The 25,945-nt window shown below is 62.7% G+C and carries 22 protein-coding genes and 1 other RNA gene; 10 read left to right on the top strand and 13 right to left on the bottom strand.

Annotation, left to right across the window (positions count from 1 at the left end; all coding sequences use genetic code 11):
* Window positions 1–508: 508 nt before the first annotated feature.
* Entirely contained in the window at window positions 509–1,243 is a 735-nt protein-coding gene (locus ACFSNN_RS24920) for a DUF2968 domain-containing protein (RefSeq protein WP_134458103.1), read from the top strand.
* Window positions 1,244–1,330: 87 nt separating this feature from the next.
* On the opposite strand, the gene ACFSNN_RS24915 is transcribed toward ACFSNN_RS24920, so the two are convergent.
* Both ACFSNN_RS24915 and ACFSNN_RS24910 read right to left on the bottom strand, forming a co-directional pair.
* Window positions 1,331–2,503 (bottom strand): hypothetical protein, encoded by a 1,173-nt coding sequence (locus ACFSNN_RS24915; RefSeq protein ID WP_377764947.1) that lies wholly within the window; start codon window positions 2,501–2,503, stop codon window positions 1,331–1,333.
* Window positions 2,504–2,739: 236 nt separating this feature from the next.
* Window positions 2,740–3,264 (bottom strand): GNAT family N-acetyltransferase, encoded by a 525-nt coding sequence (locus tag ACFSNN_RS24910; protein ID WP_134458105.1) that lies wholly within the window; start codon window positions 3,262–3,264, stop codon window positions 2,740–2,742.
* A 303-nt stretch (window positions 3,265–3,567) separates the two neighbouring features.
* Here ACFSNN_RS24910 and tcuC point away from each other — a divergent pair, with 303 nt between their 5' ends.
* Window positions 3,568–4,869, top strand: coding sequence for an MFS transporter (tcuC, locus tag ACFSNN_RS24905; protein WP_134458106.1), 1,302 nt, complete (start codon window positions 3,568–3,570; stop codon window positions 4,867–4,869).
* Between the two features lie 113 nt (window positions 4,870–4,982).
* Here tcuC and ACFSNN_RS24900 read toward each other — a convergent pair whose 3' ends face one another.
* The gene (locus ACFSNN_RS24900; RefSeq protein WP_134458107.1) at window positions 4,983–6,830 is read right to left on the bottom strand and encodes a tetratricopeptide repeat protein; all 1,848 of its coding nucleotides are present in this window, start codon (window positions 6,828–6,830) and stop codon (window positions 4,983–4,985) included.
* Window positions 6,831–6,967: 137 nt separating this feature from the next.
* Here ACFSNN_RS24900 and ACFSNN_RS24895 point away from each other — a divergent pair, with 137 nt between their 5' ends.
* From ACFSNN_RS24895 to ACFSNN_RS24885, 3 genes are all read left to right on the top strand, one after another.
* Complete coding sequence (locus ACFSNN_RS24895) at window positions 6,968–7,327, top strand: ArsR/SmtB family transcription factor (protein ID WP_134458108.1); 360 nt, start codon at window positions 6,968–6,970, stop codon at window positions 7,325–7,327.
* Complete coding sequence (locus ACFSNN_RS24890) at window positions 7,324–8,430, top strand: cation diffusion facilitator family transporter (RefSeq protein WP_134458109.1); 1,107 nt, start codon at window positions 7,324–7,326, stop codon at window positions 8,428–8,430. The genes ACFSNN_RS24895 and ACFSNN_RS24890 overlap by 4 nt, the downstream gene beginning before the upstream one ends.
* Window positions 8,431–8,577: 147 nt before the next feature.
* Entirely contained in the window at window positions 8,578–10,302 is a 1,725-nt protein-coding gene (locus ACFSNN_RS24885) for an FAD-dependent monooxygenase (RefSeq protein ID WP_134458110.1), read from the top strand.
* A 30-nt stretch (window positions 10,303–10,332) separates the two neighbouring features.
* Here ACFSNN_RS24885 and ACFSNN_RS24880 read toward each other — a convergent pair whose 3' ends face one another.
* The 4 genes from ACFSNN_RS24880 to ACFSNN_RS24865 are packed head-to-tail and all read right to left on the bottom strand — an operon-like array spanning window position 10,333 to window position 15,600.
* Window positions 10,333–10,584: a formate dehydrogenase subunit delta gene (locus ACFSNN_RS24880; RefSeq protein WP_134458111.1), complete on the bottom strand. Its 252-nt coding sequence runs from the start codon at window positions 10,582–10,584 to the stop codon at window positions 10,333–10,335.
* An 8-nt stretch (window positions 10,585–10,592) separates the two neighbouring features.
* Window positions 10,593–13,541 (bottom strand): formate dehydrogenase subunit alpha, encoded by a 2,949-nt coding sequence (fdhF, locus tag ACFSNN_RS24875; RefSeq protein ID WP_134458112.1) that lies wholly within the window; start codon window positions 13,539–13,541, stop codon window positions 10,593–10,595.
* A gap of 14 nt (window positions 13,542–13,555) precedes the next feature.
* Complete coding sequence (locus ACFSNN_RS24870) at window positions 13,556–15,118, bottom strand: formate dehydrogenase beta subunit (RefSeq protein ID WP_134458113.1); 1,563 nt, start codon at window positions 15,116–15,118, stop codon at window positions 13,556–13,558.
* A complete protein-coding gene (locus ACFSNN_RS24865; protein WP_134458114.1) occupies window positions 15,115–15,600 on the bottom strand; it encodes an NAD(P)H-dependent oxidoreductase subunit E in 486 nt (161 codons plus the stop codon). The genes ACFSNN_RS24870 and ACFSNN_RS24865 overlap by 4 nt, the downstream gene beginning before the upstream one ends.
* A gap of 134 nt (window positions 15,601–15,734) precedes the next feature.
* Here ACFSNN_RS24865 and ACFSNN_RS24860 point away from each other — a divergent pair, with 134 nt between their 5' ends.
* Together ACFSNN_RS24860 and ACFSNN_RS24855 are read left to right on the top strand one after the other, a co-directional pair.
* Entirely contained in the window at window positions 15,735–16,814 is a 1,080-nt protein-coding gene (locus ACFSNN_RS24860) for a substrate-binding domain-containing protein (protein WP_134458115.1), read from the top strand.
* A gap of 108 nt (window positions 16,815–16,922) precedes the next feature.
* A complete protein-coding gene (locus tag ACFSNN_RS24855) occupies window positions 16,923–17,189 on the top strand; it encodes a hypothetical protein (RefSeq protein ID WP_134458116.1) in 267 nt (88 codons plus the stop codon).
* A 107-nt stretch (window positions 17,190–17,296) separates the two neighbouring features.
* Here the strand turns inward: ACFSNN_RS24855 and ACFSNN_RS24850 are convergent, their stop codons facing one another.
* The 5 genes from ACFSNN_RS24850 to ompA form a co-directional block, all read right to left on the bottom strand.
* Complete coding sequence (locus tag ACFSNN_RS24850) at window positions 17,297–17,656, bottom strand: COG4315 family predicted lipoprotein (RefSeq protein WP_012433989.1); 360 nt, start codon at window positions 17,654–17,656, stop codon at window positions 17,297–17,299.
* Window positions 17,657–17,928: 272 nt separating this feature from the next.
* Window positions 17,929–18,298: a transfer-messenger RNA gene (gene ssrA / locus ACFSNN_RS24845) on the bottom strand.
* A 113-nt stretch (window positions 18,299–18,411) separates the two neighbouring features.
* A complete protein-coding gene (gph, locus tag ACFSNN_RS24840) occupies window positions 18,412–19,125 on the bottom strand; it encodes a phosphoglycolate phosphatase (protein ID WP_134458117.1) in 714 nt (237 codons plus the stop codon).
* Window positions 19,126–19,156: 31 nt separating this feature from the next.
* Window positions 19,157–19,855, bottom strand: a complete 699-nt coding sequence (ubiG, locus tag ACFSNN_RS24835; protein WP_134458118.1) for a bifunctional 2-polyprenyl-6-hydroxyphenol methylase/3-demethylubiquinol 3-O-methyltransferase UbiG — start codon at window positions 19,853–19,855, stop codon at window positions 19,157–19,159.
* Between the two features lie 193 nt (window positions 19,856–20,048).
* Window positions 20,049–20,696: an outer membrane protein OmpA gene (gene ompA, locus ACFSNN_RS24830; protein WP_012433983.1), complete on the bottom strand. Its 648-nt coding sequence runs from the start codon at window positions 20,694–20,696 to the stop codon at window positions 20,049–20,051.
* A gap of 485 nt (window positions 20,697–21,181) precedes the next feature.
* On the opposite strand from ompA, the gene gyrA reads away from it, so the two are divergent.
* The gene (gene gyrA, locus ACFSNN_RS24825; RefSeq protein WP_134458119.1) at window positions 21,182–23,818 is read left to right on the top strand and encodes a DNA gyrase subunit A; all 2,637 of its coding nucleotides are present in this window, start codon (window positions 21,182–21,184) and stop codon (window positions 23,816–23,818) included.
* A 123-nt stretch (window positions 23,819–23,941) separates the two neighbouring features.
* Complete coding sequence (locus tag ACFSNN_RS24820) at window positions 23,942–24,544, top strand: DUF2059 domain-containing protein (protein WP_012433981.1); 603 nt, start codon at window positions 23,942–23,944, stop codon at window positions 24,542–24,544.
* A 2-nt stretch (window positions 24,545–24,546) separates the two neighbouring features.
* Here ACFSNN_RS24820 and ACFSNN_RS24815 read toward each other — a convergent pair whose 3' ends face one another.
* The gene (locus ACFSNN_RS24815; RefSeq protein WP_244322868.1) at window positions 24,547–24,987 is read right to left on the bottom strand and encodes a hypothetical protein; all 441 of its coding nucleotides are present in this window, start codon (window positions 24,985–24,987) and stop codon (window positions 24,547–24,549) included.
* Between ACFSNN_RS24815 and serC the strand changes: the two genes are divergently transcribed.
* A complete protein-coding gene (serC, locus tag ACFSNN_RS24810) occupies window positions 24,877–25,923 on the top strand; it encodes a 3-phosphoserine/phosphohydroxythreonine transaminase (protein ID WP_244322816.1) in 1,047 nt (348 codons plus the stop codon). The genes ACFSNN_RS24815 and serC overlap by 111 nt on opposite strands.
* Window positions 25,924–25,945: the final 22 nt, after the last annotated feature.

Below are 25,945 nucleotides of genomic sequence, written 5' to 3'. Positions count from 1 at the left end.
AAGTCGGGATTGGATGGCCGGGCAGGCAGTTTGTTGGAGGCGCACCGTTGTGGTTTGCAACGGTGCGCCTCTTGCGTTTTTCTCTTGCTGTTTTCCGATTCGTTTCTCGCTCGACTTTCGCATCGGCTTGCCGATCCATGCGGCAGCACCAGTTTTTGAAGTCGGAAACAGCTCGTTATCGAGATGGATAATCAGGAATGCGAGTTTTTTCTTGACCGAACTGCGCGTATCTCACTGCACGGCGCTCTATCTCCATATTGCGAATCTGCTTACGGCTGAGTTCGCATAACCCGCACCTAAATTCAAAGCCATCCGCACGAGACGGAACATCGCGTTTTCGTCTCATCCGCACGCGTTTATTTCGCGATGACGCGCCGGCTTGGTCAAATCAATCGTCAGCTATTTATCTCGATTTAAAGTCTGTCAGCGTGACATTGGAATGCTTCGCTTAAAGGCGAATCCGCGCGATAATCTGCGGCTGTTTTGGATTTGCATGGAGCATGCGCGTATGAAGTATCCCTTATTAATACGGCGCGCCATGCTGCTCGCGACCTCGTGTGCGCTATTGCAGCAGGGCGGGTTCGTGGTGGCCGCACAAGCCGACGAGGCCGCGCCGCTGGTTGGCACACGGCCGGCCATCAATACCCTGACGCCGCAACCCGTCGCCGACGCGCTGCGCAACGCTGCATCAGGAGCGTCGACGACGTCGCCCACCTCGCCCACGGCCAGCGATGCGCAAGGCAATGTCGCCGAACTGATGCAGATGATTCACGACGCGAAGCTGAGCGAACTGCGCACCACGTATAACGGCAGTTACGGCGCCAGTCTGTTTTTCCATCCGCGGGAAATGACGTACTACATCGCGTTATTTCAGGACAAGCATTTCTGGCGTGTGATCAAGACCGAGGACATGGCGCGCGCAGAAGCGATCTATGCGGGCTTTGCCCAGCAGACAGCGCAACTCGCGGATGTCGAGATTCGCCGCACGCAGTTGCAGGCGCAGAAGGCGTATATCGAAGACGTGATTGCAATGTCCGAAGATCGCGCGAAACGCCTGCAAGCCGATCTTGACGTGGCTCGCACGCAAGAGGCCAAGGTCAACGACTATCAACGTCAAACGCAAGGCGAAGCGGTTGCGCTGCATGCTGAGAAGGAAAGAGCGCAAGCGCAGTTGCGCCAGGTGCAGGGCGAAGTGATGCAACTGCAGCGGCAAACTGAAATTGGATTGCCGGTTCAGAAGTAAATGCATGAACGCAAAAAGCGCGGCCATTCGTGGGTGAATGGCCGCGCTTTTTTTGTACTACGCCACGTCTATGTGATCGTGTCGTGCTTACTTCGCAAACTGATCCGGAACATCGGTCAGGCGTCGTTGTGAAAGATGGTTCATCCATTCAGTCCCGCTGGCGCTGGACGAATTGTTTGACGAACTGGTGCGCGGCATTGGCGCAATGTCGCGGACGTGTGTCGCGGCGAACATGGATACGCCCGCGTATTCGTCGACGCCGAGTCGAGCCGGAGCGACCGGCGAATAGGCTCCGGCAGCCGAAAGCTTTGGCGACGCATTTACTGCAACCTCTGGGGGCGCGCTGCGTTGCACCTGAGTGCCACTGGTCGTCGCGTGCGGCGATTGGCTTGCGACGGCTAACCGCGCCGTGCGCGGATGAATTTGTTCGACCTGCTTGCGGCTTTCCTCGCGGACGGGCTGGCGGCGATGTGAGACGGTTTTATCGGCGACGACATGGGCCGAAGCGAAGCGCAATGTGGTCGCTGAATTCGAAGCAGGCACCGGCACCGATGCCGCCGCGGGACGAGACGCACGCGCAAACTCAGGCGCCGCATTCGAGAACGCGGGCGTTGATGCCGCGACTGCCGCAGACGTGCGTGCCGCTGCGTTATCCACCGTGCGGGCGGTGACTGCGGCCAGCGGCAGAGCCTTCGCCGACCGCGAATCTTGTTCGTACGAGACCTTGCCCGCGAAGTCCATATGAGTGGCGGTGTCGCGATGCATCAGATGATCGAACCCGATCCATCCAAGCATCGCAGTGCCGCCGAGTACGCAGGCGCCGCCTGCCAACGCACTCCAATGATGGCCCGGCCCGCGTACCCCGGTTGCGGGTACACGCGGCAGAATCGGCGGTACGGCCGCAGCGGCTGCGGCGATTTGCGCGGCCGCGTCGACGCGCTTTTCAAACACGGGAGCCGGTGCCTCGGTCGCGCGCCGTTCTACCGACGGCGACCATCGGCAAAGCGAGCGAATGGCCTGATCGCTCATGCAAAACGTGCGCAGCATGGCTGCGTAAAGTGCCTTGAGTTCCGCCCGCAAACTATAACCTGGCGGGAGCAGTGCCCAGTCCCGGCCGAAGGACGCCGGCACATGACCCAGCGGACGCAGGCGCGGCATGGCCAGGTAGCCCTGGATCGGGGTGAAAGGAATGGTGGACATCGGTTTCCAGCGCCTCTTAAAGGGGCCGCCGTTCGGCGGTCCCGGAATCTGCGGGGCCACGGGCCTCGGTGCGATGCGCGTGAAACGCCAGACATGCACGCCGTATGTCGCCGCCGAACACCGCGTTGTACTCTGGAAAAGCACACGGGCGCATGGGCGGGTCACTGTGAAGCCAGCAGGGTGCGGGGATGATGCCAGGACGCCGCCGACCTCGGGATCGGACGGTTCCGAAAAGACATGTCGATAGGTCCAGGATCGGTCAACCCTGGACAACGATCAGGCAGATGGCACTTATCCTATCGATCGAGCCTGTAGACGTAGCGCAACGCTGTAATATCCACGCCGCCCATATGGTCCGGTTCGGCGCCGACGAACCGCCAACCTTGCCGCTCATAGAAGCCGATCGCGGGTGCATTCCCTTCGAGCACATACAAATAGAGTTGCGCTTCGCCCTGCGCGCGAGTCCAGTCTTTGGCGGCCTGCATGAGCAGCTTGCCGACGCCGATGCCCTGATAGTCCGGCAGCGTGTGCAGGTTATCGAGCAGCACGCCCCACGCGGACTCCGGCTGACGTTCGACGCACACAAAACCCGTCGGCTCGCCCGCAAGTTCGGCGATCAGTACGATGCGGCGTTCCCCGCCGGGCGCGCTCAGGCGTGCTTCCCAATAGGCTGCGCGTTCGCGCGTGACTTCGCCGTCGAGAAATGCGTCGGGTAACAGGCTGCGATAGGTGGCCTGCCAACTGGTGCTGTGGATCGAAGCAATGAGCGCGGCATCCACGAAAGTGGCGGGGCGCAGCGAAAGAGCGGGGGTGGTTCGCATCGGGGTAGTAATCAACGGAATGCCTGACTGCAAATGTTATCGCGACGACTGGCCATTCTATGTAAGGAAACTGTATGCATTTCGCGACAGCGACTTCATCGGTAACATTACGTGGAGCGGCCACCGCGTGAGTCCCAACGTTTACCCTGATACCGCGAGAATGCGTTCAGCATGAAAATGCAGCGCCCCCGGGCGCGTTCTCTTGCAGCCGTCCGAGGCATCCGCCTGCCAAAACGTGGTGGATCGTTTCAACTGCCTGCCGTCGCCGATTCCCGCGTGGCGACAGGCTCATCAGAGAATGTCATGTCTACAGCGACACACGCTACTTCCACATCGCAAGAATCCAAAGTCAAGACAGTCTTCCGCGTCGTCAGCGGCAACTTCCTTGAGATGTACGACTTCATGGTTTATGGCTATTACGCTTCGGCGATCGCCAAGACCTACTTTCCAAGCGGCAACGAATTCGCCTCGCTTATGCTGTCGCTGTCGGTATTCGGCGCGGGCTTCCTGATGCGGCCGCTCGGCGCGATCGTCCTCGGCGCGTACATCGATCATCACGGCCGGCGCAAAGGCCTGATCCTCACGCTCGGCTTGATGGCGCTCGGCACGCTCACGGTCGCATCGATTCCAGGTTACGCGACGATCGGCTTGCTCGCACCAGTGCTCGTTCTGGGCGGCCGGCTGTTGCAAGGTTTCTCCGCTGGGGTCGAACTGGGCGGCGTGTCGGTGTATCTGTCGGAGATCGCCACCAAGGGCAACAAGGGCTTCTATTGCTCGTGGCAGTCGGGCAGCCAGCAGGTCGCGGTGGTGTTCGCCGCGCTGATCGGCGTGTTCCTGAACAAGCTGTTGCCGGCTGATCAGATGACCGCCTGGGGCTGGCGCGTGCCGTTCCTGATCGGCTGCCTGATCGTGCCGTTCCTGTTCCTGATCCGCCGTTCGTTGCAGGAGACCGAAGAATTCAAGGCACGCAAGCACCATCCGAAGATGAGCGAGATCATGAAGACGATGGCCGCGAACTGGGGCATCGTGCTCGGCGGCATGGGCATGGTGATCATGACCACCGTGTCGTTCTACATGATCACTGCGTACACGCCGACCTTCGGCAAGGAAGTGTTGAAGCTGTCGTCGATCGATACGTTGATCGTTACGGTCTGCATCGGTCTGTCGAACCTGATCTGGCTGCCGCTCGCGGGGGCGTTGTCCGACCGTATCGGCCGCCGTCCGGTGCTGCTGGCCTTCACTATCCTGACCATCGTCACCGCGTATCCGGCGCTGCAGTGGCTGGTGGCGGACCCGTCGTTCGCGCGTCTGCTGGAAGTCGAACTGTGGCTGTCGTTCCTGTACGGCAGCTATAACGGCGGGATGGTCGTGGCGCTGACCGAAGTCATGCCGGTCGAAGTGCGGACCGCGGGTTTCTCGCTTGCCTATAGCCTCGCCACGACGATCGGCGGCTTCACGCCGGCAATCTCGACGCTGTTGATTCACTCGACCGGCAACAAGGCGGCACCGGGTCTGTTCCTGGGTGCGGCGGCGATTTGCGGGTTGATCGCGACGTTGGTGCTGTATCGCACGCCGGAATCGCGCAATCAATATCGGACGGCCTGAGCTTCACCGTTTTCGGGTCATTCGGGCAAGTAAAAAACCCCGCGTTCTCGGGAACGCGGGGTTTTTGTTTTGTGCCCGGCGGCAACGGCTGACATCGCCGGGCGGCCTGTGCGCTAGCCCTTGCGCAACGCGTTCGCCACGGCGCCGACGACATCGCCCCACGCGCCGGGTTGCGGCTGACGCACCAGCGTTGCGCCCGGATACCAGGGGCTGCGCGATTCGCCGGCAAACCAGCGCCAATCCGCCGCGAACGGCAGCATCAACCACAGCGGCTTGCGCAGCGCGCCGGCAACGTGCGCGATAGACGTATCGATCGACACCACCGCGTCGAGCCGTTCGATGATCGCCGCCGTGTCCGCGAAGTCGCCGATCCGCTTGTCGAAGCGATGAATCGACGCCACGCGCGGATGCGCGTCGAGCGCCATGCGTTCCTCGGCGCTCAACTCGGGCTGCAGCACGATCCAGTCGATGCCTTCGAGTGCGAACAACGGATCGAGCGCGGCGAGCGGCATCGAACGCGTTTCGTTTTGCTGGATGCGTCCCGACCACGCGATGCCGATCTTGCGCTTGGCCTGGCCGCCGAGCGAGCCGCGCCATTTGCGGCCGTAGGCGGGTGGCACGCTGAGGTAGGGCGTGCGCTGCGGAATGGTGTCGAAGGTCGTGCCGAGTGCGAGCGGCAGGCTCAGCAGCGGACATTGCAGATCGGCGGCGGGACGCGGCGCGCCTTGGGCGATCAGCGTCACGCGCCAGGCTTGCGCGGCCGGAGTCAGCAAGGGCAGCAGTTGCGGCTGCACTTCGAGCACGACGCGCGCCGCTCGCTGCGCGACCAGCGGAACGAAGCGCACGAATTGCACCGTATCGCCGAAACCCTGCTCGGCGTGAACCAGCAGCGTACGTTCAGCGATCGGCTCGCCGTGCCAACGCGGCAGCGTCTGGATCACCGGCTGCGCCATGGTTTGCAGGCGCCACTCGTATTCCGGCAGCCCGCGCGCGAAATCGCGCAGCGCGAGCCACGCGAGCGCGCGGTTCATATGCGCGGAGGCGAGATCGGGACGAAGACGCAGCGCCTGATCCAGCGCACGCACGGCGGGGCCATGCGCGCCCAGCGCCTGATGCGCGGTGCCCAGACTCAGCCACGCGAGCGCGAATTGCGGATCGAGACCGACGGCGCGTTCGAGATACGGCAGCGCCTCGGCGTGGCGTCCCAATGCCGCGAGCGCGTTACCCATGCCGAAGATCGCCGGCGGCAGGTTCGGCTGCAACCCCAGCGCCGCCTTGAACGACGCGACGGCTTCGGCATGGCGGCCGGTGGCGTCGAAGGTGTTGGCGAGATTGAAGTGCGCGGCGACGAAGCGCGGTTCGGCCGCCAACGCCGTCTGGAAACACGGGATCGCTTCTTCCGCGCGACCGAGCGCGTTCAGCGACATGCCCATGTTATTGAGCGCGCCGGCGTGACCGGGACGCAGTTCGAGCGTGCGCCGGAACGCGGCGATGGCTTCCGTGTGGCGCCCGAGCGCGTGCAGTGCGTTGCCGAAATTGTTGTGCGACGAAGCGTCGTCCGGTTGCAGCCGCAACGACTTTTCGAACGCATCGGCGGCGTCTTCATGACGGCCCGCGGCGGCGTAGGCATTGCCGAGGTTGTAGTGCGCCATCGGGAACGACGGCGCGAGCGTCAGCGCGTTGCGGAACTGTTCGATGGCGTCGTCGATCTGGCCCAGCGCTTTCAGCGCGTTGCCCAGATTCAGTTGCAGCGCGGCGTCTTCCGGACGCAGGTTCACCGCGCGCCGCACGAGCTCGGCGGCTTCGGCGTGCTGGCCCTGCTGGTGGCGCAGGACGCCCAGCAGGTGCAACGCGTCGACGTGCGCGGGATTGCCGTCGAGCGTCGCGCGGTAGCCGCGCTCGGCGTCGTCGAGGCGGCCGTCACGATGCGCCGCGAAAGCGCGGTCAAATACAGGTTGCATGACGCGGGATGGCATTCAGGTGAGGCAGAGGCCGCATTTTCCCACACTCGCCGGACCGCGCTCCGATTTGACCGGTTGTCTCGATATCTGTAACATATGAATACATATTCATATGTTCTTCCGCAGCGCCGCCCGCCATGGCTTCTTCCCTTGCTTCCACCTCGTTGTTTGCGAGCTTTGACGATCGCTCGGTCGACACGATCGTGCCGCTGGCCGATCTGTTTCGTCTGCTCGGCGACCCCACGCGCTTGCGCATCGTGCTGGCTTGCCGCGACGAGCGGCGCGCCGTCGGGGCGATTGCTGAGGCGTTGGGTTTGTCGTCGTCGCTCGTAAGCCATCATTTGCGGCTGCTGCGCGCGGCGCGGATCGTGCGCGCGGAGCGGCAGGGCAAGCAGGTCTTCTATCTCGCCGCCGACCGCCACATCAGCGCGATGCTGGCCGGCATGCTCGAACACGTGGCCGAACCGGCCGGCGATGATTCACTGGAACCGTCATGAAGAAACCGGAAACTCCAAACGCACTCGCGGCAGACCGCCACGATTGCACTTCGGGCCACGCTGACCAGGTTGGTCAGGCGCAAGGCGTACACAGCCACAGCGAAAGCAGCCACGGTGACAGCCACAGCCACGGTGGGCACAACCACACGCACAGCGGCCACAGTCACAGCGGCCACGGCCACAGCCACGGCCACGCCGGCCACCACCACGCCCATGCTCCCGTCGCAGGCCACGGCCGTGCGTTCGCGCTCGCGGTCGTGTTGAACATCGCCATCGTGATCGCGCAAGCCGTCTACGGCGTTCTCGCGCATTCCACCGCGTTGCTCGCCGATGCCGGCCACAATCTCTCCGATGTGCTCGGGCTGCTGCTCGCCTGGGGCGCGTCGTGGCTCGCCACGCGCCGTCCGTCGGCGCGTTACACGTTCGGTTACGGCAGCTCGTCGATCCTCGCCTCGCTCGTCAATGCCGGGCTGCTGCTGTTCGCGTGCGGCGTGATCGTCGCCGAAGCCATCGGGCGGCTGATGAATCCCGCGCCAGTGGCGGGACTCGCGGTGTTCGTCGTCGCGACGGTCGGCGTGGTGGTCAATGGTATTTCCGCGTGGCTCTTCATGCGCGGGCAGAAGGAAGACCTGAACATTCGCGGCGCCTTCCTGCATATGGCGGCGGATGCCGGCATCTCGGCGGCGGTCGCGGTGAGCGGTCTCGTGATTCTCTACACCAACTGGACGTGGCTCGACCCGATCATGAGCCTGCTCGTGGTGGCGGTCGTGGTGGTCGGCACGTGGGGCCTGTTGCGCGATTCGGTGCGCCTCGCGCTCGACGCCGTGCCGCCCGGCGTCGATCTGCAAAGTATCCGCGATTATCTGGCGGGGCAGCCCGGCGTCGTCGATGTGCACGATCTGCACGTGTGGGCCCTGTCGACCACCGGCAATGCGCTCAGCGCGCATCTGGTGATGCCGGCCGGCCACCCCGGCGACGAGTCGCTCGACGCCATCGTCGTCATACTGCGCGAGCGCTTTTCGATGCAGCACGCGACGCTGCAAGTCGACCTTGGCACCACGAACCATCGGTGCGCAATGGATCATGCGCCGCACGCGCATTGAGGCAAACTGGCACGCGCAGCAAGCGTGGGGCAAGCGCAAGCCAATCGCATGATTGATGCAGCGCACCGTCAGCGGCTTGCCGGCGGCGCTCCAAGGCGAGTTCCTGCGGGCGTACACTAGAACGCATTGTTGTTTCCGGAGTTCCGCATGGACGCTGCCGCAAACGATGCGTCGCCGGTGCTGATCGTCGGTGCCGGCCCCACCGGGCTCGCCGCGGCCATGAGTCTGGCGCGTGCCCACATCCCCGTGCGTCTGATCGACAAAGCCATGCAACCGAACCCGTGTTCGCGGGCGATCGGCATCCAGGCGCGCACGCTCGAGTTGCTCGAGCAGCATCGGCTGGTCGAACCGTTTCTCGAACTCGGCCATCGCGCGCGCATCGCCAATCTGTTTTCGAACGGCATGCGTCTTGCGCAACTCGATTTCGATCCGCTCCACACGCGCTATCCGTATCTGCTGTTTGTCGATCAGTCCGTGACCGAGCGCTTGCTGACGGAGCATCTTGCGACGCTCGGCGTGACGGTCGAACGCGGCGTCGAACTGACCATGTTCGCGCAAGGCTCCGCCAGCATTCAGGCGACGCTGCGCCGCGCGGACGGTCACACGGAGACGATGCGGCCGTCGTACATGATCGCCGCCGACGGCGCGCATAGCGCGATCCGCCACCGGCTGGGTCTGGGCTTCGAAGGCAAGACCTTCGAGCAGACGTTCCTGCTCGCCGACCTGCACGCCGAAACCGATTGGCCCGAAGACGAGTTTCATATCTTCGCGTCTGGCGAAGGATTGGTGGCGCTGTTTCCGATGGGCCACGGCCGGCATCGCCTGATTGCGGATCATGCGGTCGAGCCTGCCGCGCTCGCGCCTGCCGCGACGCCTGCGGTGTTGGGCGAACCGCCGTTGAACAAGGTGCCGGCGCCGTCGCTCGAAGAGTGCAAGGCGCTGATCGCGCGGCGCGTGCGCGAGCGCGTCGACGTGTCGGATCTGGCGTGGTCCGCGTATTTCCATGTGAACAGTCGCATGGTGGACCGGCTGCGCGTGGGCCGCATCTTTCTCGCGGGCGACGCCGCGCATGTGCACAGTCCGGCCGGCGCGCAAGGCATGAACACCGGCATTCAGGAGGCGTTCAATCTCGGCTGGAAGCTGGCGCGCGTCATGAAGAGCGCGGCGCCGGATCGGCTGCTCGACACCTATCACACCGAGCGTCATCCGATCGAACGTGACGTGTTGCGGCAGACCGGCTTCATCACCCAGATGGCCGAGGCCGATCACGGACCGCTCAAGCTTTTGCGCGAACGCGTGATGCCGGTGCTCGCCGCGCTGGGTCCGCTGCGCGATGCGGCACGCGCCACGATCAGCGAACTGTCGATCCAGTACCGGCGCAGTCCGCTGACGCTCGAACGCGTGCTCGATGGCGGACCGCGCGCCGGTGAGCGCGCGCCCGATGCGCTGGTGCATGTGGTGGACGGACCGCTTGGCCGCGCGCCCGGCGTCGGCTGCATTTTCGATCTGCACGATCCGGCGTTCTTCTCGCTGTTCCTGCTGGTGCCGCCGCTGCCCGTCGACGAAACGCCGCTCGATCCCGCAGCGAAGCATGCGCCGCCGCCGGACCCGGAAATGGAACGCGTGGCGGCCGAGGTCGAGCGATTGCTGCCGGGCGCGGTGCGCATCTGGCGCATCACGGATACCAACGGCGATGGCGGCCCGGCGCTTTCCGAATCGTATGGGCGCACGCGGCCGTCGTTTTATCTGGTGCGCCCGGATGGCTACATCAGCGCGCGCGGACGCACCGGCTCCGATTTGCACGGCCTGTTGCGGCATTGCGAAGCGTGGTTCACGGTGAATGGCGAGCTGCCGGAACAGGCGGCGTTGTGATGCGGCTGCGGCTGCGCAGCCGCGCCCTGGCTACACTGTCGTCGGCGCCGCCGGCGTCAATTGCTCGCGGTGTTTAACAAGCGCCTCCGTGACGATGGCCGACATCTCGATGCCGCCCGCATCCGGCTCATCGAGCGAAGCCAGCAACGCGCGTCGCATACGCGGCTCCCAGAAACGGCGGATATGGTCGGCGATGCCGGCGAGCGCTTCCTCGCGGTCCGGCATCGAATCGAAAAAGTCGCCGATCCGGTTGGCCATGTCGATCAGGTTCTGATTGTCCATGGCCGCCCTCACTTGCCCGATGTCGCGTTGGCCAGCTCGCGCTGCTTCAGCAGATCGAGCTGTTCGGTGTTGAAACGCGAATAGTCTTGCTGCCATTGCGACGGCTGTTCGACCGGCATCACCTGCACCGCGGTCACCTTGTACTCCGGACAGTTGGTCGCCCAGTCCGAGCTATCGGTGGTGATCACGTTCGCGCCCGACTCAGGGAAGTGGAACGTCGTATAAACGACGCCCGGTTGCATGCGCTCCGTCACCTTCGCGCGCAACACGGTTTGTCCCGCGCGCGATTCAATGCCGACCCAGTCGTCGGTCTTGATGCCGCGTTCTTCGGCGTCATGCGGATGGATTTCCAGCCGGTCCTCGTCGTGCCAGCGCGAGTTCTCGGTGCGGCGCGTCTGCGCGCCCACGTTGTACTGCGACAGGATACGGCCCGTCGTGAGCAGCATCGGAAATTTGCGCGTGACTTTCTCGGGCGTCGCGATGAACTTCGTGATCACGAACTTGCCCTTGCCGCGCACGAAACTGTCGATGTGCATGGTCGGCGTGCCGTCCGGCGCATCTTCGTTGCAAGGCCACTGAATGCTGCCCATCTCGTCGAGCTTTTTGTACGAAACGCCGTGGAAAGTGGGCGTGAGGCGCGCGATCTCGTCCATGATCTGCGACGGGTGCGTGTAGTCCATCTCGTAGCCGAGAGCGCGCGAGAGCAGTACCGTGACTTCCCAGTCGGCGTAGCCCGGCACCGGCGGCATGACCTTGCGTACGCGCGAGATGCGGCGCTCCGCGTTGGTGAACGTGCCGTCCTTTTCGAGGAACGACGAACCCGGCAGCAGCACGTGCGCATACTTGGCGGTCTCGTTCAGGAAAATGTCCTGCACGACGATGCATTCCATCGACGACAACGCCGCCGACACATGATGCGTATTCGGATCCGACTGCACGATGTCTTCGCCCTGGCAGTACAGGCCCTTGAAGGTGCCGTGCACGGCGGCGTCGAACATGTTCGGAATGCGCAGGCCCGGTTCCGGCTGCAGCGTGACGTTCCAGGCGTCTTCGAACAGCGTGCGCGTGACCGTGTCGCTGATGTGACGATAGCCCGGCAGTTCGTGCGGGAACGAGCCCATGTCGCACGAACCTTGTACGTTGTTCTGGCCGCGCAGCGGATTCACGCCGACGCCTTCGCGACCGATGTTGCCCGTCGCCATCGCGAGGTTGGCGATGCCCATCACCATCGTCGAACCTTGCGCGTGTTCGGTGACGCCGAGGCCGTAGTAGATCGCGGCGTTGCCGCCGGTCGCATAGATGCGGGCGGCTTCGCGCACGAATTGAGCCGGCACGCCGGTCACGGCCTCGGTTGCCTCCGGCGCGTTCTCCGGCAGCGCGACGAAGTCGCGCCATTGCTCGAACGCGCGCGCTTCGCAGCGCTCGGCGACGAACGCTTCGTTCACGAGGCCTTCGGTGACGATCACGTGCGCCAGCGCATTCACGACGGCCACGTTGGTGCCCGGCCGCAATTGCAGATGATGAGACGCCTTCACATGCGGCGTATCGACGATATCGATGCGGCGCGGATCCACGACGATCAGCTTCGCACCCTCACGCACGCGGCGCTTCAGACGCGAGCCGAACACCGGATGGCCGTCGGTCGGATTCGCGCCGATCACCATGATCACGTCGGCTTTATCCACGGACGCGAAAGTCTGCGTGCCCGCCGATTCGCCGAGCGTGGTCTTCAGTCCATACCCAGTCGGCGAGTGACAAACGCGCGCGCAGGTGTCGACGTTGTTGTTGCCGAACGCGGCGCGCACGAGCTTTTGCACCAGATACGTTTCTTCGTTCGTGCAACGCGACGACGTAATGCCGCCAATCGAATCGCGCCCGTGTTTGGCCTGAATGCGGCGGAATTCCGAGGCCGCATACGTGAGCGCTTCTTCCCAGCTGACTTCGCGCCACGGATCGGTGATCTTCGCGCGGATCATCGGCTTGGTGATGCGGTCCTTGTGCGTCGCGTAGCCCCAGGCAAAGCGGCCCTTCACGCACGCGTGGCCCTCATTGGCCTGGCCGTTCTTGTGCGGCACCATCCGCACGACCTCGTTGCCTTTCATCTCCGCCTTGAACGAGCAGCCGACGCCGCAATACGCGCAGGTGGTGACGACCGAATGCTCGGCCTGGCCGAGCATGATGACGGTCTTTTCCTGCAAGGTAGCGGTCGGGCACGCGGCCACACACGCGCCGCACGACACGCATTCCGATTCCATGAACGGCACGTTCTCGCTGGCCGCCACGCGCGATTCGAAACCGCGTCCTGCAATGGTCAGCGCGAACGTGCCTTGCGTTTCCTCGCACGCGCGCACGCAGCGATTGCAGACGATGCACTTGGACGCGTCGTAGGTGAAGTACGGATTCGATTCGTCTTTCCTGTCCTTCAGGTGATTCGCGCCGTCAAAGCCGTAGCGAACTTCGCGCAGGCCCGTGACGCCGGCCATGTCCTGCAGTTCGCAGTCGCCGTTGGCGGGGCAGGTGAGGCAGTCGAGCGGGTGATCGGAGATATACAGCTCCATCACATTGCGGCGCAGCGACTGCAGACGATCGGTTTGCGTGCGGACTTTCATGCCGGCTTCGACCGGCGTCGTGCACGAAGCGGGATAGCCGCGCTTGCCTTCGATTTCCACCAGACACAAACGGCACGAGCCGAACGGTTCCAGCGAATCCGTCGCGCAGAGCTTCGGTACGTTGACGCCCGCTTCGACGGTGGCGCGCATCACCGAGGTGCCGGCGGGAACGGTGACGGACTGGCCGTCGATTTCCAGCGTGATGTCGATATCGGCGTGACGCTCGGGCGTGCCGAAATCGGTGTCGTCGAAGAAGGAGCGGGGCGCGCGCTGTTGCTGCGCCTGCGATTTACACGCGCAGTTGCCGGAGCCGCAGCCGCCAGTGGGAGAGTTGAGCACGTCGGACATGGTGGGCTCCTGGGTCAGGCCGCTTTCGGCGTGTGATGAGATACGTCGGCGAGACCGAAGTCTTCGGGGAAATGATCGAGCGCGGACAACACCGGGAACGGCGTCATGCCGCCCATCGCGCACAGCGAACCGGACACCATCGTGTCGCACAGATCGCGCAGCAACTGCACCTGTCGTGTGGACGTATCGCCATTGCGAATCCGTCCGATCACTTCGACGCCGCGCGTCGAGCCGATCCGGCACGGCGTGCATTTGCCGCACGATTCGAGCGCGCAAAAGTGCATGGCGTACTGCGCGAGTTCGGCGAGATTCGAGGTGTCGTCATGCACGACGAGGCCGCCGTGGCCCACCACTGCGCCGACTGCCGCGTACGCCTCGTAGTCCATCGGAATGTCCCATTGGCTTTCCGGCAGATACGTACCGAGCGGACCGCCCACTTGCACCGCGCGCGCCGGCCGGCCGCTCGCCGTGCCGCCGCCGTAGTCGTAGAGCAGTTCGCGCAGCGTCACGCCGAACGCCAGTTCGACGAGTCCGCCTTGCTTCACATTGCCCGCGAGTTGGAACGGCAGCGTGCCGCGCGAGCGGCCCATGCCGAAGTCTTTGTAGAACGCCGCGCCGCGCGCGAAGATGATCGGCACCGTAGCGAGCGTGATGACGTTGTTAATCACCGTCGGCTGACCGAACAGGCCGACGAGCGCCGGCACCGGCGGCTTGGCGCGCACGATGCCGCGCTTGCCTTCCAGCGATTCGAGCAGTGCCGTTTCCTCGCCGCATACGTAAGCGCCGGCGCCTTTCGCGACGAACAGTTCAAAGTGATGCGTCGAGCCGAGGACGCTGTCGCCGAGCCAGCCGGCGGCACGCGCTTTGGCGATGGCGGCTTCGAGCATGGCGATCGAATGCGGATACTCGCTGCGCACGTAGATATGGCCGACCGTCGCGCCCGTCACGACACCCGCGATGATCATGCCTTCGATCAGCACGTACGGATCGCTTTCCATCACGAGGCGATCGGAGAATGTGCCGGAATCGCCTTCGTCCGCGTTGCAGACGATGTACTTCTGCGCCGCCTTGGCGCCGCGCACCGTGCGCCATTTGATGCCGGCGGGGAAGGCCGCGCCGCCGCGGCCGCGCAGACCGGATTCGATCAACGCTTCGCAGGCGGCGTCGCCGTCGGTTTGCAGCGCGTTGCGCAAGCCTTCGAGGCCGCTGTGGGCGATGTAGTCGTCGATGGAAAGCGGATCCGTGATGCCGATGCGGGCGAACGTGAGGCGCTGCTGTTTCTTCAGATACGGAATCTCGTCGACCACGCCGACGCGGTTTGCGTGCGCGCCCCCTTCCAGGAAACCGGCGTCGAACAGCGCACAGACATCGCCGGCTTCGATATTGGCGTAGCCGATGCGGCCTTCAGAGGTCTGAACTTCGACGAGCGGTTCGAGCCACAGCAAGCCGCGCGAACCGTTGCGAACCAGTTCGATGGCGAGGCCGCGGCGTGCTGCTTCGTTTTCAATTGCTTGTGCGAGCGCGTCAGCGCCAAGCGCCAACGCCGACGAATCGCGGGGAACGTAGATGCGTGTCATGCCGTCACCTCCACGCACTTGCTGGCGGCCGCGAAGATCGCGTCGAACTTTTGCGGCGTGACTCTGGCGTGCAGCGTGCCGTTGAGCATCAGCGCCGGCGACAGCGCGCATTGGCCGAGGCAGTACACCGATTCCAGTTCCACCGCCGCGCCGTGCTGATGTTCGCCGTCGAAGCGGCAACCCGTGTGCGCCTCGATATGTTGCGCGAGCGCTTCGGTGCCCATGCTGCGGCAGGCTTCCGCGCGGCACAGTTGCACCGTGACGGGCGCGGGCGGCTGGGTGCGGAAATGGTGGTAGTAGGTGATGACGCCGTGCACTTCCGCGCGCGACAGATTCATGGCGCGCGCGAGCGGCGCGACCGCGGCGGGTGGCACGTAGCCAACTTCGTCCTGGATCGCGTGCAAGACCGCTAGCAGCGACACGCCCGGTTGCGCGTGACGCTCAACGAGTTGATCCGGCGCGATGGCGATGGAATCGTCCAAGTGGGGGCTCCTCCAAAGTCATATATGCACTTGTTATTCATAATGCGTGCACTTATGCTTCGTTTATTCGATATGGGATAGCCGAACAATAGGCGGGCAATTCGGCCGATGCAATAGGAAAGAGTTCAACATATATGGTCAGAATCGAGTGTCAGGTGCAACTGGTGGTGAAGGGTCCGGACGGCCGGGAGGCAAGCCTGTCGGACGTGGTGCCGCTGCTCGCGCTAGTGGACGAGTCCGGCAGCATCGCGCAGGCGGCGACGCTTAAGGGTTTGTCCTACCGTCACGCGTGGGGTTTGCTGCGCAGCATCGAGGAGCGCTTAGGCGGTCCGCTGATCGCAAAGGAGCGTGGCCGCGGCTCGGTTCTCTCCGAACTCGGGCAAGCGGTGTTGCGCGCGCAGCGTCTGTGCGGCGAGCGGCTCGACGGCAATATGCAGGCACTCGCCAGCGAAGTGGCGAGCGATCTGAACCGCTGGCTCGCGCCGCCCGCCGACGACGTGCGCATCTTCGCGTCGCACGGCTATGCCGTGGCCGCGCTCGTGACGGCGCTGGTCGCCAACGAACTGCCGGTCGACATCAAGTATCGCGACAGCGCGGACGCCGTCAGCGCGCTTGCGCGCGGCGAATGCGATCTGGCCGGCTTCCATTTGCCGCTCGGCGAGTTTCGCTCGGCTTGTGCCGATGCGTATCGGCGCTGGCTCGACCCGCAGCGTCACGTGCTCGTGCATCTCACGCGACGCAAGCAAGGGCTTTTTCTCGGCAAGGGCAATCCGAAGGGAATTGCCGGCCTGGGCGATCTCGCGCGCGACGATATCCGCTTCGTGAATCGGCAGCCTGGTTCTGGCACCCGTATGTTGCTCGATCTCGCGCTACGGAAAGTCGGAGTCGATCCGGATCGGGTCAATGGCTATGCGTCGGCCGAACTCACGCATTCGGCGATTGCGGCGTTTGTCGCGAGTGGCATGGCGGATGTGGGTTTCGGCGTGGAGCCGGCGGCGCACCATTTCGGTCTGGACTTCATCCCGATTGTCGACGAAGACTATTATTTCGCCTGCGACCGCGCGCGCCTCGAACGTATGCCGCTGGCGACGGTGCTCGGATTGCTGCGCGGCAGCGCGTTTCGCCGTAGCGTCGATCAGCTCGAAGGCTATGACCCGCAAGACTGCGGCAAGGTGGTCGATCTCGAAGAGGGCTTGGGCGAAGCGGGGGCGTAAGCGGCGGTAAACATTCGCGTGTGTCTGGCGCTGCGTCTGGCGTCCGTTTGGGATACTCTCTAAGCTTCCGCTTCCGCCTAAACCGCGCGCTACGTCGCGCCGATCCCTATGAAAGTCATTCTTCACGCATGTGCTGCCGTTGCGACGGCTGGTGTGCTCCTCGCGACCGCATCGGTTGCTTTCGCACAGAATTCGCCGGGTGTTCCGGGCGGCATTCTGCAAGATCAGTTTCGTCTCGCGGAGCATCCGCAAATGCCGTTTGCGGCGTCGGCTCCTTCGGGCAAATACCAGACTGGCAAAAAATCGGCCATGCGCAAACGCGGCGATATGGGCGATCCGAATGGCTGCAATCTGCAGTGTCCTAAAGACGAATAAGCGGACGCGCGTGTTCGTTGTTAGTGCGACGCCGGCGTTCTGCCGGCGTCTTCCGTTCGGCTCCCAGGTTCAGTCTGGCGTAGTTGTTGTTGGCTCGCGGCGCGCGCTTAAGGTTTTGCCGTGTGCCACATGTCCTTGAAGCCTTCTCCTTTCATGTCTCCCGCCTGTTTGTCCGCTGCGTAGCGATAGAGCGGATGGCCTTTGTACGCCCATTGCGGCTTGCCGTCCGCGCCAGTGATCACGGTCCAGTCGCCCGACGGTTTGTCTGAGGCGCTCGCCGTGGCCGCGGGCCAGTAGTTCATGCAGCCGCCCGTGCAGGCGCTCACGCCGGGTGTGGTGTCCTTGTCGAAGGTGTAGAGCGTCATGCCGTCTGCACTGACGAAACGCCCGTCGACGATTTTCGGTGCTTCGGCGAAAGCGCTTTGTTGCAGGGCGAGAAGGGCGAGGCAGAAGAGAGTCTTGCGCATGATGTCGGCTCCTGATTTTGGTGTTGGTCTCACGCGAGGCACGGCGTGCGCGCGTGAGGATCAAACGACTGAGCGGATGCGTTTATTCCAATCCACTTCTTCGCAAGACGATCGGAATAGATCCGTCAGAGAACGGCGCGTGGATGAGATAGGAAAAGGATAGTGCGCGAAAGCGCGCAGCGGGAGGGCGCGAGGGATAAGAAAAAACCCGCAAGCAGCAGGCCGCTTACGGGTTTCCGGTGAGACTTGATGGTGCAGCGTGAAACATGCTCTGGTGGAGGCGGCGGGAATCGAACCCGCGTCCAGAAGCACTCTACGACTAGTTCTACATGTGTAGTTCTGTCTTTTGATTTAACCATAGTGACGCGGACGAACACGCTGCACTACGGCGATTCACTAGGTTTTCGACCCGGATGTCGTGACACCACCAAGGCTTAACTGACGTATATGACCTCTGTCGGTATTGCTACCGGTCTTGCGACTCTAGCCCGTCAGTGAACTAGGCAGAGGACGGCGGCCCTTAGGCTGCCAGTGCGAACGTTTCGTCGTTTGCAGTTACGTTTTTCCCGCTGATTTACGAGGTGACGGGGCCTCGACATGCCCTAGCCGCTTCGCAACCCCTGTCGAAACCAGGTCGCCCCCGCGGTTCGTTGCTCAAGTTTCTGAGCCAGACGGAGATTTTACAATAGATCGACGGCCACGTCCTGACTCATTGGCGCGGCCGGCGCGGCGGCTCGGCTTTTGCCGCCTGCGCTTCAGCCTATGTCGCGCAGCAGCCTCTGCAATTCCGTCGGCGATTGGACAACGTGTTGCGCATGCCATTGCGTCGGCGGGATGTCGTTGCCGCAGTAACCGTATGCCGCCGCGACCGTCTTCATGCCGGCGGCGAAACCAGCCTGCACGTCGCGCAAATCATCGCCGACGTAGACGATGCGCTCCGGCATCACGTCCAGTTCGCGCGCCGCATGCAGCAACGGCGCCGGGTGCGGTTTCGAATGCGGCGTAGTGTCGCCACTCACGACACAACCCGCGCGCTCTTCGAGGCCGAGTTGCGCGATCAGCGGCTCGGTGAGCCGCGCCACCTTGTTCGTGACGATGCCCCAGCGCACGCCGCGCGCGTCCAGCTCGTCGAGCATCTCGGGAATGCCTGGAAACAGCGTGGTCTCGATGCATAGGTCCGCCTCGTAGTTGGCGAGGAACTCCTCGCGCATCGACGCGAACTCGTGGCTATCGGGGCCGATCCCGAACGCGCCGCCAATCAGCCCGCGCGCGCCCGCGGACGCAAGCGGGCGCAGATTTTCGAGCGGCACCATCTCGAGCCCGCGATCGTGGCGCATCTTGTTGACGGCCGCCGCGAGGTCGGGCGCCGTGTCGGCTAGCGTGCCGTCGAGGTCGAACAGGACGGCATGGCAAAGACCGAGTGCATCTTCGTTGTCTTCGCGTTGAGGCAGGGGCGTGGGATCGCTCATTGGTTCGATAGGTCCGGCAGGTCGGGGCGGATCAAACGTCGCGGCGGCAGGCGAGCATGTAGTTCACGCTCGTGTCGGCGGACAGCATGAAATGCTTGCTGAGCGGGTTGTACACGATGCCTTTGATGTCGGCCGTACGCAGATCGGCGCCGCGCACGAAGCTCGCCAGTTCAGACGGGCGAATGAAGCGCGCGTAGTCGTGCGTGCCCTTGGGCAGCATGCGCGCGATGTATTCGGCGCCGATCACGGCGAACAGGTATGACTTCACGTTGCGGTTCAGGGTGGAAAAGAACACCCAGCCGCCGGGTTTCACCAGCGTCTTGCACGCCTCGACGATGGCGGCAGGCTGAGGCACGTGCTCGAGCATTTCCATGCAGGTCACGACGTCGTACTTCGCGGGTTCGCGGGCGGCGAGCGCCTCGGCGGCGATTTCTTCGTAATCGACGGTTACACCACTTTCAAGGCTGTGAAGATCGGCCACGCCCAAAGCTTGGGTCGACAGGTCGATGCCCTTCACATGCGCTCCCAAACCGGCCATCGACTCGGACAGAATGCCGCCGCCGCAGCCGATATCCAGCACGGTCTTGCCCGCGAGATGCGCGTGCGCGTCGATCCAGTTCAGGCGAATCGGATTGAGCTCATGTAACGGCTTGAATTCGGCATTCGGGTCCCACCAACGATGCGCAAGATCGCTGAATTTCTGGAGTTCGTGGGGATCGGCGTTGGTCATGGCGGAAACTGCCTCGAAGAGAGCGGTGAGCGGGCGCTCGAGGATAAACCCCGAGTATATAGGGCGCGGGACGGAGCGGCAAAATGCCTCCCGCTCGAGGGTCGGCGCGGTGCCCGAAGTGGCGTCGCACTTTTGGCCGGGCATAAAAAAAGCCCCGCCGAAGCGGGGCTTTGATACTGCGGTATTTTGTAGCTTACTGCTTCGAAGTACCGACAACTTCGACTTCCACGCGACGATCCGGTGCGAGGCAGGCGATGAGTTGCTTGCGGTTCTTCTGGTTGCAACCGGTCGTGACCGGGTTGCGCTTGCCCTTGCCTTCCGTGTAGATACGGTTGGATTCGATACCCTTGCTGACCAGGTATGCCTTCACAGCTTGAGCGCGACGCAGCGACAGACGGTCGTTGTACTTGTCCGAACCGATGCGGTCCGTGTAACCCGTTGCGACGACGACTTCCAGGTTCAGCGCGCCGATCTTCGATGCCAGATCGTCCAGCTTTTCCTTGCCAGCCGGCTTCAGGATTGCCTTGTCAAAGTCGAACAGTGCGTCAGCTTGATACGTAATCTTCTGGCTAGTAATAGCCGGTGCAGGTGCGACCGGAGCCGGCGGAGTCGGAGCTTGAGCAACCAGAGCGCCGTCGCACTTTGCGTTGGCCGTTGCCGGAGTCCAGAATGCATCGCGCCAGCACAGCTCGTTCGTGCCGTTCATCCACACGTATTCGCCGGTACCATTCACCCAGTTGTCGTTCGTAGCTTGTCGCGACGCCGGCACCGACTGTGCCATGGCGGATGCAGCCATAACCGCGGTAGCTGCAATGAACGCGAGCTTTGAAAGTTTATTCATATTTCTCCTCTCGAAATTGAGATTACCGCAGGTTTACTGCGAGCCTGTTGACGAAGACAAGTCATACATTGCTCGAAGTATAACATCGGTGTAGAACAAAAAACGTGCTGTGTAGACTTCGAGCAGTGTCTAACTCTTTGTGCGTTGGCATTTTGCCATATCGTTCCCTTCCAACGATAAAAAAATCTGCCCCCCATCAAATCACCCTCCAAATGTGGTGCATGCGCAACAAAAGCAATTCCCTGGAGGCTCCGCCAGTCATGGCTGAGCGGCGAATTGCCCCACGCACGAATCGAGCCTGACCGGTTCCAAAAATGAGTGCCCAGGAGCGCTTCGCGCGTGTCTCACTAATAGGTATACGTACCTTCGTCGGGAGCGGATTCGCGGCATGTTAGAATCGCGTGATGCGTTGCGCTGCAATGCTTACGCGAAGGCGCGGCGAATTGAAGTTAAGCCGTCGTCTTGGCACGTAAAAGATACGGATAATGGATCAATTCGCCAAAGAGACTCTGCCAATCTCCCTAGAGGAGGAAATGCGCCGTTCGTATCTCGATTACGCGATGAGCGTGATCGTGGGGCGTGCGCTTCCCGATGTTCGCGATGGTTTGAAGCCGGTGCACCGGCGCGTGCTGTACGCGATGCACGAACTGAACAACGACTGGAACCGGGCGTACAAGAAGTCGGCGCGTATTGTCGGCGACGTCATCGGTAAATATCACCCGCACGGCGATACGGCTGTTTACGACACCATCGTCCGGATGGCGCAAGACTTCTCGCTGCGCTACATGCTGGTGGACGGTCAGGGCAACTTCGGCTCGGTCGACGGCGACAATGCCGCGGCGATGCGGTACACCGAAATCCGCATGGCGAAGATTGGTCACGAGCTGCTGGCCGACATCGACAAGGAAACGGTCGATTTCACGCCGAACTACGACGGCAGCGAAAACGAACCGGCCATTCTGCCGGCGCGCATCCCCAATCTGCTGATCAATGGCTCGTCCGGCATCGCGGTCGGCATGGCGACCAACATCCCGCCGCACAACCTCAACGAGGTTGTCGACGCCTGCCAGCATCTGCTCAAGAACCCGGAAGCCACGATCGACGAACTGATCGAGATCATTCCGGCGCCCGACTTCCCAACCGCCGGCATCATCTACGGCGTGGCCGGCGTGCGCGACGGCTATCGCACCGGCCGCGGCCGCGTGGTGATGCGCGCGCTCACGCACTTCGAGGAAATCGACCGCGGTCAGCGCATGTCGATCATCGTCGACGAACTGCCGTACCAAGTGAACAAGCGCTCACTTCTGGAGCGCATCGCCGAGCTGGTCAACGAGAAGAAGCTCGAAGGCATTTCCGACATCCGCGACGAGTCGGACAAGAGCGGCATGCGCGTTGTGATCGAGCTCAAGCGCGGCGAAGTGCCGGAAGTCGTTCTGAACAATCTGTACAAGGCGACCCAGCTTCAGGACACCTTCGGCATGAACATGGTCGCGCTGGTCGACGGCCAACCGAAGCTGCTGAACCTGAAGGAAATGCTGTCGTGCTTCCTGTCGCATCGCCGGGAAGTGCTGACGCGGCGCACTGTATACGAACTGCGTAAAGCGCGCGAACGCGGCCACGTGCTCGAAGGTCTGGCGGTTGCGCTCGCCAATATCGACGAGTTCATCGCGATCATCAAAGCCGCTCCGACTCCGCCGATCGCCAAGCAGGAATTGATGGCGCGTCCGTGGGATTCGTCGCTGGTGCGCGAAATGTTGTCGCGCGCCGAGACGGAAAACGCGACGGCGGGCGGTCGCGATGCCTACCGTCCTGACGGACTGAATCCGTCGTTCGGCATGCAGTCCGACGGCCTTTACCGTCTGTCCGACACCCAGGCTCAGGAAATTCTGCAGATGCGTCTGCAGCGCCTGACTGGCCTGGAGCAGGACAAGATCATCGGCGAGTACCGCGAAGTGATGGCGCAAATCGCCGACCTGCTGGACATTCTGGCTCGCCCGGAGCGCATTACGGCGATCATCGTCGACGAACTCACGTCGATCAAAGCCGAATTCGGCGACGCGCGCCGCTCGAAGATCGAGCTGAACGCCACCGAACTGAACACCGAAGACCTGATCACGCCGCAAGAGATGGTCGTGACCATGTCGCACGCGGGCTACGTGAAATCGCAGCCGTTGTCCGAGTACAGCGCGCAGAAGCGCGGCGGCCGCGGCAAGCAGGCCACGGCAATGAAGGAAGACGACTGGATCGACACGCTGTTCATCGCGAACACGCACGATCACATTCTGTGCTTCTCGAATCGCGGCCGCGTCTATAGCGTGAAGGTCTACGAAGTGCCGCAAGGCTCGCGGAACTCGCGCGGCCGTCCGATCATCAATATCTTCCCGCTTCAGGAAGGCGAGAAGATCACGGTCGTCCTGCCGGTCAAGGAATTTTCGGCTGACAAATTCGTCTTCATGGGCACCGCGTTAGGAACCGTAAAAAAGACGCCGCTGGAAGCCTTTGGCCGCGTGCTGCGCAAGGGTATTATTGCGGTCGGCCTGGATGACGGCGATTACCTGATCGGCGCCGCCATTACTGACGGTCAGCACGACGTGATGCTGTTCTCGGATTCGGGCAAGGCGGTGCGCTTCGACGAGAACGACGTGCGTCCGATGGGCCGGGAAGCACGCGGCGTGCGCGGCATGCAGCTCGAAGATGGTCAGAACGTGATCGCGCTGCTGGTGGCCGGCGACGAGCAGCAGTCGGTGCTGACCGCAACGGAAAACGGTTTTGGCAAGCGCACGCCGATCACCGAGTACACCCGCCATGGTCGCGGCACGAAGGGCATGATCGCGATCCAGACGTCGGAGCGTAACGGCAAGGTCGTGGCCGCCACGCTGGTGGATCAGGAAGCGCAGATCATGCTGATCACCAATACGGGCGTGCTGATCCGTACGCGCGTCTCGGAAATTCGAGAAATGGGACGTGCAACCCAAGGTGTTACACTCATCAGCCTTGACGAAGGGACCAAGCTTTCAGGTCTGCAACAGGTTGCTGAGGCCGAGGCAGAAAGTGACGTGGAAGGCGACGCCGAAGGTCCCGCAGAAGGCGACAACGGTGGCGAAGAAGGCGGTGCGGCCTGATTCGCGTCAGCGTCTCGCAGTCTCAGTGATTAGTTGAAAGCTGCGCCGGGAATAATGGCGTGTCGGGCTGATACGTGTCCCGCGCGGCTTGCTGCTCAAGTTCATTTCTATTAGGGAGTAATGATGCAAAAACGATTCAAACAACTGGTGTTGCTGGCTGCCCTCGTGCCGACCTTTGCCATGGCTCAAGCGCTTCAGAGCTCGGCTCCGGCGGCTCCGGCTGCTGCCGCGGCACCGGTTGATCCGGCCAAGCAGGCTGCAATCAAGGACCTGTTGGACGCAATCGACGCGCAGAAGCTCGTCGGCGCGATCGGCAACAGCGCCCAGATGCAAGCCAAGCAGCTGGTGCCGGCCATCCTGTCGGACGCGCTGAGCGAAAACAAGACGATGACGGACAAGCAGAAGCAGGCTTCCGTGCCGACGCTGCAAAAGAACGCCGTGCCGAAGCTGGTTGACGGCGCAGGCCAGGTGTTCGCAACGGATTCGTTCCGTCAGGACGCCATGCAAGCTCAGTACGACGCTTACGCGAAGTACTACAGCACGTCGGAAATCAAGGATCTGACCACGTTCTACAAGAGCCCGACCGGCCGCAAGTTCATCCAGGTGCAAGACCAGGTTGGCCGCGACGTCGTGAATGGCTTGATGCAAAAGTACATGCCGCAATCGATCAAGGCAACGCGTGACCAGGCTGACAAGGAAGTCGCTTCGGTCAAGCCGGCCAAGTAAAGCTAAGGTCGAGAGGCTGCGCTGACATCGCGCCAGCCGCCGCCCCGCAGGTCCGCCTCATAGGTTGAATGGCGCGCCGGGTTTGGCGGCTTGGCGATGACAATGCGATAATGGCCGTTTGCGCACGCGCGCAGACGGCCATTATCTTTTTTCGGCGCGAAATGGTCCGAATCCGCGTCAGAAAATCGCGCCGGCAAAATTGCGTTGCTAGCGTCACCGGCGTTGTTTGCACGGCTGCCAGCTTCGCCGATCTTTGCGCGTTCTTCCTTTTTTGCGCCTGCTTCCAGGATCTCACGATGCGCGTCTTTAATTTCTCCGCCGGCCCCGCGGCCATGCCCGAAGAAGTGCTGCGTCAAGCCGCCGACGAAATGCTCGATTGGCAAGGCAGCGGCATGAGCGTGATGGAGATGAGCCATCGCGGGAAAGAATTCATGTCGATCCACGAGGAAGCGCTCGTCGATCTGCGCGATCTGCTCGAGGTGCCGGCGAGCCATCGCATCCTGTTCCTGCAAGGCGGCGGACTCGGCGAGAACGCAATCGTGCCGATGAACCTGATGGGCGCGAAGCCGCGCGCGGATTTCGTCGTAACGGGTTCGTGGTCGCAGAAGTCGTTCAAGGAAGCGCAGAAGTACGGTACGGTGCATCTGGCGGCGAGCGGTCAGACGGCTGACGGTTTCACGCGCGCACCCGCCCGCTCTGAATGGCAACTGTCGGACGACCCGGCTTACGTGCATCTGTGCACGAACGAGACGATCCACGGCGTCGAGACATTCGAGATTCCCGATCTCGGCGATATTCCGCTCGTGGCCGACGCCTCATCGCACATCCTGTCGCGTCCCATGGACATCGCCAAATATGGCGTGCTGTTCGGCGGCGCGCAGAAGAACATCGGCATGGCCGGCGTAACGGTGGTGATCGTGCGCGAAGACATGCTGGATCGCGCGCAGTCGATCTGCCCTTCGGCGTTCGAATGGAAGACCGTCGCCGAGAACAATTCGATGTACAACACGCCGCCCACTTATGCGATCTACATCGCCGGGCTGGTGTTCAAGTGGTTGAAAAAGCAGGGTGGCCTTGCCGCGATGGAAGCGCGTAATGTCGAAAAGTCGAAACTGCTGTACGACGCCATCGACTCGAGCAGCTTCTATCTGAACAGGGTCGAGCGTGGCTCGCGCTCGCGGATGAACGTCCCGTTTTTCCTCGCCGACGAGTCGCGCAACGAAGATTTCCTGGCCGGCGCGAAAGCGCGGGGAATGGTGCAGCTAAAGGGCCACAAGTCCGTCGGCGGCATGCGGGCGTCGATTTATAACGCCGTCCCGCTCGAGGGCGTCAAAGCGCTTGTCGAATACATGAAGGAATTCGAACAGTGCAGCGCCTAAGTATTACGGCGCGCGCATCCTT

The sequence above is a fragment of the Paraburkholderia dipogonis genome, assembly GCF_042680985.1.
In the GTDB taxonomy this organism is placed as follows: Bacteria; Pseudomonadota; Gammaproteobacteria; order Burkholderiales; family Burkholderiaceae; genus Paraburkholderia; species Paraburkholderia phytofirmans.
Note: the sequence above shows the minus strand (reverse complement) of the source record. Positions and strands in the feature narration are given on the sequence as shown.